This is a genomic window from Deltaproteobacteria bacterium (assembly GCA_016210005.1).
In the GTDB taxonomy this organism is placed as follows: Bacteria; Desulfobacterota; Binatia; order HRBIN30; family JACQVA1; genus JACQVA1.
Genome location: JACQVA010000158.1, coordinates 96752 through 107999 on the forward strand (window position 1 = coordinate 96752; position 11248 = coordinate 107999).

Sequence of the window (11248 nt, forward strand, 5' to 3'; positions counted from 1 at the left end):
GGTTCGTGGTGAATTTGCAAGGCTTCAAAATACTCCCGAAGCCCGCCTCAGACCGACGGAAGGAGCATCTTCTCGCTGATGGCTGATGGCCGATGGCAGGTCCCCCAATCAAGAGCGATAGCTCGGTGGTCGGCCCTCCACTGACCATCAGCCATCTGCGATCGGCCGTCTGCAAGCGGCCCGAGATCACTCGATAGTTCCGAAAATCGTCGAGGGGCGCAATCAAATCAGATTGGCCGGTAGCGTGTCTGGCTTTGGACTTTTGAGTTTGCACTTTGGGCAGCGGGCGTAGCCCGCGCTGAGTTGCAGGTACGCGAGGACCGGGGCCTTTGCATTCTCATGCGTGTCCCCCTCGCGTGTCAGGACCGTTTTGGCACCAGGCGCAACCTATCCCTGGCACTGCTTTTTCGCCGTGATTGTGTGGCAGTGCCGCTGCGTCCCAGCACCTCCTCCATCCGAGCACGAATCGCGGCAGTATTATGGCCGAGTGCCGCCAGGCAGGCCTCATAATTTCCTATGGAATCTCGCAAGTTCCGATGCTCACCACCCATAGACTTGCTTATTGCCAAGTGCCCCTCCAGTGCGCGGCGGTAGAGTGGCTCCGCTGCTGCATAATCTCCTTTGCTTACAAGTACGAACCCCAAGTTGTTCACGCTCTTTAAGGTCTCGGGATGCTCGGCTCCCAGCACCCTGTCCATTGCACCGAGTGCCCGGCAGAAGAGCGGCTCTGCCCTCGCGTAGTCCCCATTGCCAGCTAGCAGTCCCGCCAAGTCGCTCACGCTCACCAGAGTGTCACGATGCTCGGCTCCCAGCACCCGCTCCCTCCCCTTAAGAGCACCCCGCAAGAGCAGTTCCGCCTCCGCATAGCCCCCCTTGCGTTGAAGCAGTCCCGCGAGGTTTCTCATTGTCTCCAAGGTGTCTGGATGCTCGCTCCCCAGGATCCGCTCCGTCGCATTGAGCGCGCGCCGGTAGAGCGGCTCGGCTTCCGCGTAGTCCCCCTTTTTTGCGAGCAGTCCCGCGAGGATGCGCACTGTTTCCAAGGTGTTTGGATGCTCGATCCCCAGGATCCGCTCCGTCGCATTGAGCGCGCGCCGGTAGAGCGGCTCGGCTTCCGCGTAGTCCGCCTTCTCCGCCAGCAGCCCCGCTAGATGGCTCAGGCTCCTTAGGGTGTCGGGATGTTCTCCCAGAACCCGTTCCCTCCCCTTGAGAGCACGCCGGTAGAGCAGTTCCGCCTCTGCGTAGCCCGCCTTCTTCGTCAGTAGCACCGCTAGGTTGTTGACACAGGTCAAGGTGAGGGGATGATCGAGCCCCAGCAGCCCCTCCATCGCTTCGAGCGCGCGCCGGTATTGCGCTTCAGCCCCCAGGAAGTCCCCTTTGCTTGACAGCAATGCCGCCAGATTGTTCAGGCTCGTCAAGGTATTGGAATCGTCGGTGCCCGAAACCCGCTCACTTGCCGCGAGCGCGCGCCGGAAAAGTGCCTCGGCCTCGGCGTACTGTCCCGAGTCGTTATGGAATACAGCCGCTTCGTTGAGAACATACGCCAGCCGGTCCGGCGGAAGGTTGGGCTCCGCCTCGGCGACGGTATGGCGGTACACTTCCAACGGGTCGTAGCGTTCGCTGAGCGCCAACCAAAGCCCGTGCAGCTCCCATTTCCAGCGCTCGGTGGAGCGCAGTCGGAGGAAGGTCGGCAGGTCGGCCAGCAGGTCCTTCAGCCGCTCCCACTCAGCAGTATCCCGCAGCAGCGCCGGCAGTTCGTCGAGCTTGCGGTTGGTGGGTTCGGTCATCGCCGCGAAATACCCGGCCAGTTGCAGGCGGAACTGCCGCACAGTGTCCGCTTCCTCAAGCCAGCGGTTGTGCACCGCCGCGCGCAGGTAGTCGTGGCCGAAGTTGAGCAGCCCGGCGCGCACGGCCAGGGCGTTCTCGGCGGCGAGGTGCAAGGGTGTCCACGGACGGCGAGGCAACGGCTCGCCGCCGTTGCCGAGCAGGTCCAGCAGCTCCGGTTCCGACAGCCCGAAGCGGGCGCAGGCGATGAGGCAGAGGCTGCAGCGCACGAGGTCGGGATGCTCGGGGTCGCGCCCGAAGTCTTCGTGCCAGCGGGTGAGAATGCGGTCGAAGAGTGTTGGAAGGCCGGGGCGGAGAGATACCAGGCGGTGCGCTCGGCCAGGCGCCGGTGTTCGCCGAACTGGCGCAGCTCGTCGAGCACCGCGCGCAGGAAGAGGGCGTTGCACGCCGCCGAGGTGGACTCGAGCTGGGCGAGGATCTCCTCCGGTAACTTCTTGCTGAAGACCGCAAAGTAGGCCGTGGCCGCCGGCGCGATGTCGGCGCGGCCGAAGAGCGGCACGGCCAGCTCCGGCCAGCCGCGTTTCTTCAGGGCTTCGAGGCTCTCGCCCGGCAGCGACGACACGAACAGACACACATTGCGCGGCACCACGACCGGCAGCCAGCCGAGCTGGCGGGCGGCGGCATCGTCGCCGGAGAGCTGGTTGAGCGCATCCAGAACGAGCACGATGCGGCGTGAGCCAGCCGTCTTGACGAACCAGTCGTTGAGAGCTGTCCGCAGCGCGTCGGCCTGGATCGGTATCTCATCTGCAATGCCGAAGGCGCGCCTCAGCTCGCCGAGGATGCGACGGACGATCCCCTGCCAGTCGGCGCTTTCCACCGTGCTGCCGATGTAGTGCTGGATGACGAGGTCGTCGGGGTGCTGCTCGCGCCAACGCGCCACCCACTCGGCCAGCAGCGCCGACTTGCCGCAGCCCGACTCGCCGGTAACGACTAGCGGTTCGGCAGACTGTTGAGGAACCCCACCCGATGCTTCGACAGGCTCAAGCATGAGCGGAACCCCTTCCCGAGATCGCAGCCGCCGCATGCTCATCGATGCGGCGGAGCAGATCCTCGCGCCCGACGAAGGCGAGCCGGCGGCTCTGCGCATACGCTTCGTGGCGCGCCGCCTCCTGATCCAGCGGGTCCGGCACCTGCTCCGCCGGATAGAGCGCGTCGATGATGGCGGTGAAGTCGGCCAGCACCAACTCGCCCAGCGCCTCGGGATTGGGGTAGTTCTCGCGCACTCGGGATTCGCTTGTTTGGAGTTCCGCGTTTACGCGGCCCGAACCGCCTGAAGGCGGAACTCCGAACCGGGCGCGGATGGCGTCTTTGAGTTGGCGCAGTTTCTCCCGACTTTCGCCATTCTCGGAGACGAAGTCCCCGCGTTTCTCTGCCGGCACGGTGTCCACGAAAGCCGGATCGCGGAAGTAGAACAGCGAGCGGTCGGCCATCGCGGGGTTGCGCAACACACCGTGTAGGATCTCCAGCTCCGTCACTGAATGCTTGAGATGCTCCCGCAGCCACGGCTGCGATTCGAGCAGGTCGGCGGGAATTGACTGCGGCACCCAGCCGTAGCGTTCGCCGAGCAGGCCGATGAAGTAAGGACGGCAGCGTTCGATCTCCGCCAGGCAGAGCGGCAGCACCTTGCCCTCGGCCGTCTCCTCGTCAGTGATCCCCCAGCGCAGGTCCACCTCCGTCCACGACACCGCGCGCTCTTCGCACAGCTTGCGCAGCTGCGGGAAGATTTTCTTGATGAGAATGTCCCGCTCCGCCTGCATGTCGCGGAAGGTGGAGGAGACAAAGACGCGGATGACGCGTGGTTGAGTCACCGCACTCGGCTTCGGTTGTTCAGCCATTGTTGAGGTGGTGGAGCGTCAGCGGGACCAGGTGCAACGGCGTGTCAGGTGCTAGACACGCCGATCGAATGGATGTGGGCTTGTCGTCCGGTCCCATGTGCTCGACGCACTCGTGTTCAGGCCGCGGCTCCGCGGCCACCCGCGGGAACGTCTTGAACAAGGTAGTCGAGTATCTCGCCTTGCATGCGCTCGATCTCCAGCCGGTACCCGGAACTCAGCGCCGCCCACTCCTCCGGCCGCGCGGTCTTGCGCAGTGCTTCGAGAAGCTTCTCCAAGCGTGCAACCCGTTCGCGGGCTACCGCCAGCTCCTGATCGTCACGGATCATCGTCGTACCTCCACTATGCCGCGTTTGGTGCCGTCTCGCTTCGTTTGCCACGTGTCGAAGAACTCTTGCTCGATATCCGCGGGCAGCATCCCCTCGCGCAGCCAGAAGATACTGGCACCAAAGCGCGCCTCTGCGTCAGCGTGCGAGAACAAGGTCTGAGACTCGCGCGGGGCTGCCTCGTGTTTGAAGTCCGCCGCCATCACCAGAATCACATCCACGTCGCGCGGATTCGGCGCAGCCGACACGAAGCTTCCGAAGATCAGGAAGCGCGAAAGCTTCCCGGTGCGTTGCGCGAGATCGTGTAAGAGCCTGAGCTTGGCCAGTGCGCGCTGCCGCGCTTCAGAGCCGGTGCCGAATCGCTGCATCAGCTCAGCCCAGTTGGCTGGGTGCATGCCGGTGGGCAGGTCCCCGTTCTGATTCAGCGGCGGAAGCATCGCTGCTCTTGTATATCACTTACGGCACCAAGCATGCGATCTCTCTCCGCAAGGACGGGATGCGTTCGGGCACATCGTCGTGGCGCTCGCCGATGAAGTAGGGGTGGCAGCGCGCGACCTCCTCCAGGCAGATCCGCATGGTGCGGTTGTCCTTGCCGGCTTCCTCCGGCACGCCCCAGCGCAGGTCGATGGCCTGGAAGCGCAGGCCGTTGGACAGACAGAGCTGCCGCAGTTTTGGAAAGACGTCGCGCTGCAGCAAGTCACGCTCGGCCTTCATGTCCGAGAACGTCGAACTGACGAACAGGCGGATGGTGCGCGTCACTTGCGTCATGGCCTTGCCCGTCCATCGGGCACACGGAGTGTGCTTCATGTCGCCGCCGAATGTCCAGAGGGACGAAATGGCCGGTGGACCGCGGTTCAGTCCGGGAGTTCGAAGGTGCCCAGCGCCTCGGCGGCCGTTCGCATCCGCCGATCGCAGGTGATCAGCACACGCGTCGCGTGGGCGGCGGCAAGGGAGAGGTGCAATGCGTCCGCCGCGCACCGTGCAACGCGTCAACCGAGTCCGAGCAGCACGCGTTCCGCCTCGCGATGAACGCTCGCGGTCAGCTCGGCAAAACGTGAGTGACCTTGTGGGATGCTCAGGGGTGCCGAGAAGTCGATCGGGCTTGAGGTAGGAAGATAGGTGGGATTCTCCTGCGGGAGGTTCAACGTGTCGCGGGCGGCGTGAGTCGGAGCGCGATTTTCGACCAGGCTCCTGCTCACTGGCTACGCGAGCGCCGGCAGGTGGATCTCGAACAATCGAAGTCGCCCGCCTTCTTGCTGCAAGGTGTCATCATCCCTTCCCTTTTCGGCCCATCGCGGCTAACGTGCCGCGCCGTGCGAAGACTGCACCCAGAACAAACGGTGGCGTTGATTCATCGCCTGTTGGCGATGACCTTCGCCGTTGTCGGTCTGCTCTTTGTCGCCGCGCCCAACGCGACGGTGCGGGCCATCAATGCGCTGGGGTCGATCTTTCGCGTCTTCCCACCGGCACCGGAATCGGAGCTGCGTTTCTGGCTCAGCCTGGGTTTCGCTTACATGGTGCTGGTCACGCTGTTGGCCTGGCGCATCGCCGGCGACCCGCGGGGGCAGCGCGCGCTGATGCCGTTGCTCGCCGCCGGTAAGTTCGCCTCGTCGTTCACGTGCCTGTGCTTCTTCCTGTTGCAGCAGGCGACGTTTCTCTATCTGCTCAACTTCCTCGTCGACGGCTCGATCGTTGTGCTCGTGCTCGGCTGCTACCTCTGGCTCGGCATGGCGGAACAAACGGCGCAAGCGGCGGTCTTGCCGGCGGGACGGGTTGCCGAGCTGCTGCGGTTACTGCTCGGCACCATGGTGCCCGACGGCGCAGCCGTACCCCGGTTGGAACAAGCAGTGTGGCGGTATTTCACCCGGCTCCACCCGCTGGGCGGCACCGCCTTGAGCGCGATCTTGTACCTGCTCGAATTCGCCCCGTACCTGTTCGGGCCGCGCCGGCGCCGCTTCTCCGCGCTCAGCGCGCCGGAACGCGAAGCCTATCTCAGCGGCTGGGAAACCTCGCGCCTGGCGCTGCGGCGCCAGCTCATCAACGGGATCAAGCTCGCCGTCATGCTGCACTACTACGATTCGCCCGCGGCCTGTGCCGCCATCGGCTACGACGGCGCCTATCTACGCGACAAGCTGCTGGCCGGGCCGAACGCGGAATTCCACCGGGCGCGATTGGCATGATCATCGACGGCGCCACGGTCGAGCGCGACCTCAATGTGCGCACCCAGGTGTGCGTGATCGGCTCGGGCGCCGGCGGCGCGGTCATTGCCAAGGAGCTGGCCGAGGCCGGCATCGAGGTGTGTTTGCTCGAGGAGGGCGCCTACTACCGGGGCAAGGATTTCACCGGCCAGCCGCGCGCCATGCTCGATCTGCTCTACCGCAACCGCGGCCTCACCGGTACGGTCGGTGGCCTGACAATTCCGATCCCGCTCGGCAAGTGCGTCGGCGGCACCACCACCGTCAACTCGGGCACGTGCTACCGCGCGCCGGACTACGTCCTGCAAGCCTGGCAAAGCGACCACGGCGTGGCCGACGTCTCGGAGCCGCAGTTGCGCTCGTACTTCGAGCGGGTCGAGCGCGAGCTCAACGTCGAGCCCGTGACCGATTCGACCTTCGGCAACAACGGCCGGCTATTCGAGCGCGGTGTACACGCACTCGGGTTTGCCGGCGCCCGCATTCCGCGCAACGCCAAGGGATGTATCGGCACGGGGGTGTGCGCGCTCGGTTGCCCGCAGGATGCCAAACAAGCAACGCACGTGAGCTATGTGCCCAAGGCACTCGCCGCTGGGGCGACGCTCTACACCCGCTGCCGCGCCGAGCGCGTGCTCACCTCCAACGGCGCCGCCTTCGGCTTGGTCGCCGGCTTTGTCGGCCCCGATGAGCGCGACAACGGCCGCCAGCTGCATGTTGTCGCTGACCGTGTGGTGGTCGCCTGTGGCGCGTTGCTGACGCCGGCGCTGCTGGAGCGCAGCGCCATCCCCGATGCCTCGGGCTGGCGCGGGCGCAACTTGCACATCCATCCCGCCACGCGCGTCGGCGCGCAGTTCGACGAAGAGGTGCGGGCGTGGGAGGAAGTGCCGCAAGCGTACAACGTCCACGAGTTCACCCGCGAAGGTATCTTCATTCAAGGCCAGTTCGTTCCCCCCAGCCTCGCGGCCGCGGTCCTGCCGGGGATCGGCACCGTGCACGCGGAGCGCATGAGCCGTTACCGCAACTTGGCGTCGTACGGTGCGCTGATCTCCGATGTCTCGGCCGGGCGGGTACGGGCTCGCGGCCGCGGCTGGCCGCTGGTGACTTACAGCATGGTTCCCGAGGATGTTCGCAAGCTCACCCGCGCCATCAGCCTTACCGCCCAGATCTTCTTCGCCGCCGGCGCCCGCGAGGTCTTTTCCGGCATTCATTCGCAGCCGGTGCTGGGCAGCGCCGATGAGGCCCGCGCCCTGACGGACCGGCCGCGCAAGGCGGCCGATATCGAGCTGATGGCGTTTCATCCCCAGGGCACCTGCCGCATGGGTGAGGACCCGGCCAAGGCCGTGGTTGACTCGTACGGCCGCCTTCACGGCACCCGCAACCTGCTCGTCGCCGACGCCAGCTTGTTCCCGTCATCGTGCAAGGTGAACCCGCAGATCACCATCATGGCGCTAGCCACGCGCATCGCTGCTCGCTTAGCGGACGAACTCAAGCACTAACAGCCTGCGTTCGGCGTTCCTCCCAGGTCGAGAGACCGGGCTTCCGCCGGTATGGCCCCTCATGGTAGGCAGGAGCCGTGGACGGGACCCTGAAGGGCCTGGTCGGCCTGATCCGTGGTACTGACGTAGAAGCGCGGTGCGCCGCGCTGCTGGTGCTGACGCATCTGCGCTCCGGCGAGGCGCGCGTGGTGGAGACGATCGGCGACACGCTCAGCGCCAAGAACGTTGTCGTACGCGACTTTGCGATTGGGTATTTCGAACAGGTGCAGCCGCCCGACGGCGTCGGCCATCTCGTCCCGTTGCTCGACAGCGAGGAAGAGGCGTTGCGCCAGCGTGTCGCCGGCATTCTCGCCGCTTACGGCCAGCCGGCGGTAACGGCCCTACGAAAACTGGTCAAGGACGCGCCGCGGCGGCGGCTCAACGCGATCATCGACGTCTGCGCGCGGGTCCGCACCGGCGCCGCGCTCGACTTGCTGTTCGAGCTGATTGCCAGCGAGGATTTCGACGCCAGCCGCGCTGCCTGTGACGCCTTGATCGCGGTCGTACCGGCGCTCGATCCCCGCGCCCGCGCCGATCTGTTCGCACGCGCTGACCGGGTGGCGGCCAGCGCTAACGGCGCGCGCACTGCGCTCGTCGGTGCGGCCAAGCTGCTCGGCGCGCTGAGCGAAGCCAAGGCCCGCAAGCGCCTGCGGCCGCTGCTCGACAAGAAGTACGAGCACGCCGTGCGCACCCACGCCCTGGCGGCGCTGGCGGCGTGCCTGCGCGGGCAATCGCTCACCGCCGCGGAGATCGCCGCGCTGCTGCCGCTACTGGCCGAGGACGACGAAGCCGGCATCCTGCGCCCGGCCATTCACCTGCTCGAAGACCAGACTCTCGACCGTTCTTATCTCCCGCAGCTCAACCAGTTGGCCGACAGCCCGCAGCCGCTGGTGAAGCGGTTCGCGGTGCACAAGCTCGGCGCCTTCGAGTCGGGCGGCGTGGTAAAGACCTTGATCGGCTATCTCACCGACGCCAGCTACGCCCGTCGCGATGAAGCCGCGGCCTCGCTGAAGAAGCTGCCGGCCGCCCGCAGCGCCTTGATCAAGGAGTTCGTCGCCTGCGACGACGAGCGCAAAGCGTGGACGCTCGCCGGGGTCTTGCTTGCTCACGATCGCAACTGGAAGCGCGACGCGCTGCAGGAGCTCTGGCACAAGCTACAGAGCGCGCTGGAAGAGCGCGAAGACCGGCTCTACAGCGCTTACTTCCAGTTCCTCAACACGCTCGATGACGCCTGGCTGGCCGAGCAGATTCGCTCCCGCGCCGAGCGCGCCCGCGGCAAGAAGGATTTCGCCGTCGCCGCCAGATGGCTCATGCTGCTTAAGGATACCCCGGCCTTTGACCCCGAGGCCAAATTCGCCCTGGCGCTGGCCGATCTCAAGGCGCGCCCGCGCGTGTTGGGCCCGGTCCGCCGTCACGATCTTGCTCTCGATCTGCTGCGCGAGCTGGCCGGCACCACCTTTCCCACCGCCGAGCGCCTGCGCAAGGATCGCGCGCTGAGCCCCGATGACTTGTTCTACGTCGCTTTCAACCTCGCCGAAGGCCGCGACGAGGAACCCGCCGTGGCCCGCGAGCTGTTGGAACATCTCGCCGACAAGCAGGGCCGCACCAAGGTCGGCAAGGCGGCCAAGAACAAGCTCAAGCTGCTGCGCGCGTGAGCGGCGGCGGCAGTGGCGAGCAAATGACGAATCGCGCGATTAAGCCAACTCGCTGACACCACCGCAAACCCCGCCTCCACCTGCGAGCGCCGGCCCCGCCTCGGGTTCGCCCTGGCCTGGCGTTCGCATAGTCCGTAACCGTTTTGTTTGAATGTCGGGAACACCTGCAACGTCAATGCACCCGTCAGTAACGCGCTACGCGCACTGGACTGGGGACGGACGGCGTATTCGCCGCTCGGGCGCCAAAATGCGGAGGGCAACATGACGCAGACCGTGCTGATTGTGGACGAAGACGTCAACGCGCGCATCATCGCCGAAACCTTGCTGCGAACGCGCGGCGTACCGGTGCGGATCGCCGCCGACGGCATCGAGGCGTGTGACTTGGTTCGCCACCAGGGTGCCGCCGTCGTGGTCTTGGATTTGGCATTGTCGGGAATGAACGGCCTGGAGGTAATCCGCCGACTGTGCGGCCGCTTCGAGCCGTTGCCGGCGCCGACGCGGCCATACATCATCGTGCTCAGCGATCGGGACGAGCCGGAGGTCGAGCGCTTCGCGCTGCGCTTGGGCGCGGACGTCTTCTTGCGCAAGCCGCTCAACCCGCGCGAGTTCGTCACCACGGTGGAGCAAATCATCAGCGGCGACGCCATGCCCCACGAGCCGATGGCGTACGCCGGCTAACTTTTCCCGCGGCGACGCCCGGCCGCGGGCATAGCGAATTGGCGCATGCCGGGGGCCGGCCTTTTCCCAGCAACAAGATTCAGCGCCCGACAGTGCCCGGGGCAAGCCCGGTTACGGATGCAAACCGGCGCCTTCGATGCCCATTTCCTCGGGTAGCCCGAGCATGCAGTTGAGGTTCTGAATCGCGGAGCTGGCGGCGCCCTTTCCCAAGTTGTCGAGCGCGCCGAACGCCACCACGCGGCCGCGGCGCTCGTCGACATCGACGCCGAGGTGCACGAAGTTCGAGCCCGCGACCGCGGCCACGCTCGGATAGGGCAGATATTGCCAGCTCACCTTGGGATCTTTTTCGAGCGTGTTGACGCGCACGAAGTATTCGCCCTGGTAGAAGTCCCGATACAGCGCCAGCACCTCCGCGCGCGCTACCGGGCGTGTCAGGAAGCCGTGGCAATTGGCGAGGATGCCGCGGGTGAAGGGGCAGTAGTAGGGAGTGAAATGGATGGCCACGGGGGCGCCGGCCACGCCGGCCAGCTCCTGCTCGATCTCGTAGGTATGGCGGTGTTCGACCACATTATAGGGAAACACAGTGTTACTGATCTCGCTATGATGTGTTGGCACCGATGGCTCGGCGCCGGCACCGGAGCTGCCCGACAGCCCGTCCACCACGATCCGATCCAATTCGATCAGGCGGGCTTTCACCAGCGGCGCCAGGGTGAGGATGGTGGTGTAAGCGAAGCAGCCCGGGTTGGCCACCAAGCGCGCCTTTTGAATCGCCTGGCGGTGCAGCTCGGTGGCGCCGTAAGGAGCTTCCTCGACCAAGTGCCAGGAGAGATGCTTGGCCTGGTATACGCGCTCGAACAAGGCCGCGTCCTTGAGCCGGAAGTCCGAGCCGACATCCACGACCTTCGCCCCTTGCTGCAGGTAGCGTTCGGCGCGATTCATCGACTCGCGCGACGGCATGCACAGGAACACCGCGTCACAGGCGGTGGCGTCCTCTTCCTTTACGAAGCGCAACCCGGCGCCGAGCAAATTGCGGTGAACGGCTTCGACCTGCTTATCGGCACGCGAGGTCACCCAGGCGATGCGATAGCGCGGATGGGTGAGCAGCAACCGCAGCAGCTCGCCGCCCGAGTAACCTGATCCACCGACAATGCCAACCGAGATATCCCTGGCCACGCGCGTTTCCTCCCG

At 65.7% G+C, this 11248-nt stretch carries 10 protein-coding genes; 4 read left to right on the forward strand and 6 right to left on the reverse strand.

Translation table 11 applies throughout. The features are described 5' to 3' along the window. Positions 1-359 precede the first annotated feature (359 nt). From HY699_15340 to HY699_15360, 5 genes are all read right to left on the reverse strand, one after another. Positions 360-1937, reverse strand: coding sequence for a tetratricopeptide repeat protein (locus tag HY699_15340; GenBank protein MBI4517178.1), 1578 nt, complete (start codon positions 1935-1937; stop codon positions 360-362). Positions 1938-2822: 885 nt separating this feature from the next. Continuing rightward, positions 2823-3650, reverse strand: coding sequence for a DUF4062 domain-containing protein (locus HY699_15345; protein ID MBI4517179.1), 828 nt, complete (start codon positions 3648-3650; stop codon positions 2823-2825). Between the two features lie 143 nt (positions 3651-3793). Further along, positions 3794-4003, reverse strand: a complete 210-nt coding sequence (locus HY699_15350; protein MBI4517180.1) for a hypothetical protein — start codon at positions 4001-4003, stop codon at positions 3794-3796. Continuing rightward, entirely contained in the window at positions 4000-4437 is a 438-nt protein-coding gene (locus HY699_15355) for a hypothetical protein (GenBank protein ID MBI4517181.1), read from the reverse strand. Before HY699_15355 ends, HY699_15350 begins: the two co-directional genes overlap by 4 nt. 19 nt (positions 4438-4456) lie before the next feature. Then, positions 4457-4807: a DUF4062 domain-containing protein gene (locus tag HY699_15360; GenBank protein MBI4517182.1), complete on the reverse strand. Its 351-nt coding sequence runs from the start codon at positions 4805-4807 to the stop codon at positions 4457-4459. Between the two features lie 353 nt (positions 4808-5160). Here HY699_15360 and HY699_15365 point away from each other — a divergent pair, with 353 nt between their 5' ends. The 4 genes from HY699_15365 to HY699_15380 all read left to right on the forward strand — a co-directional run bounded on the left by HY699_15365 (position 5161) and on the right by HY699_15380 (position 10060). Continuing rightward, positions 5161-6180, forward strand: a complete 1020-nt coding sequence (locus HY699_15365) for a hypothetical protein (GenBank protein ID MBI4517183.1) — start codon at positions 5161-5163, stop codon at positions 6178-6180. After that, positions 6177-7688: a GMC family oxidoreductase gene (locus tag HY699_15370; GenBank protein ID MBI4517184.1), complete on the forward strand. Its 1512-nt coding sequence runs from the start codon at positions 6177-6179 to the stop codon at positions 7686-7688. Before HY699_15365 ends, HY699_15370 begins: the two co-directional genes overlap by 4 nt. A gap of 77 nt (positions 7689-7765) precedes the next feature. Beyond that, entirely contained in the window at positions 7766-9382 is a 1617-nt protein-coding gene (locus HY699_15375) for a HEAT repeat domain-containing protein (GenBank protein ID MBI4517185.1), read from the forward strand. Positions 9383-9643: 261 nt separating this feature from the next. Further along, positions 9644-10060, forward strand: a complete 417-nt coding sequence (locus HY699_15380; protein MBI4517186.1) for a response regulator — start codon at positions 9644-9646, stop codon at positions 10058-10060. 111 nt (positions 10061-10171) lie between these two features. On the opposite strand, the gene argC is transcribed toward HY699_15380, so the two are convergent. Further along, on the reverse strand, positions 10172-11233 hold the full coding sequence (argC, locus tag HY699_15385; protein MBI4517187.1) for an N-acetyl-gamma-glutamyl-phosphate reductase: 1062 nt from the start codon (positions 11231-11233) through the stop codon (positions 10172-10174). Positions 11234-11248: the final 15 nt, after the last annotated feature.

Excerpts from the sequence above, each read along its gene's own strand:
- HY699_15370 (MBI4517184.1), top strand. The coding sequence starts at position 6,177 with ATGATCATCGACGGCGCCACGGTCGAGCGCGACCTCAATGTGCGCACC.
- HY699_15360 (MBI4517182.1), bottom strand. The coding sequence starts at position 4,807 with ATGAAGCACACTCCGTGTGCCCGATGGACGGGCAAGGCCATGACGCAA.
- HY699_15380 (MBI4517186.1), top strand. The coding sequence starts at position 9,644 with ATGACGCAGACCGTGCTGATTGTGGACGAAGACGTCAACGCGCGCATC.
- HY699_15350 (MBI4517180.1), bottom strand. The coding sequence starts at position 4,003 with ATGATCCGTGACGATCAGGAGCTGGCGGTAGCCCGCGAACGGGTTGCA.
- HY699_15355 (MBI4517181.1), bottom strand. The coding sequence starts at position 4,437 with ATGCTTCCGCCGCTGAATCAGAACGGGGACCTGCCCACCGGCATGCAC.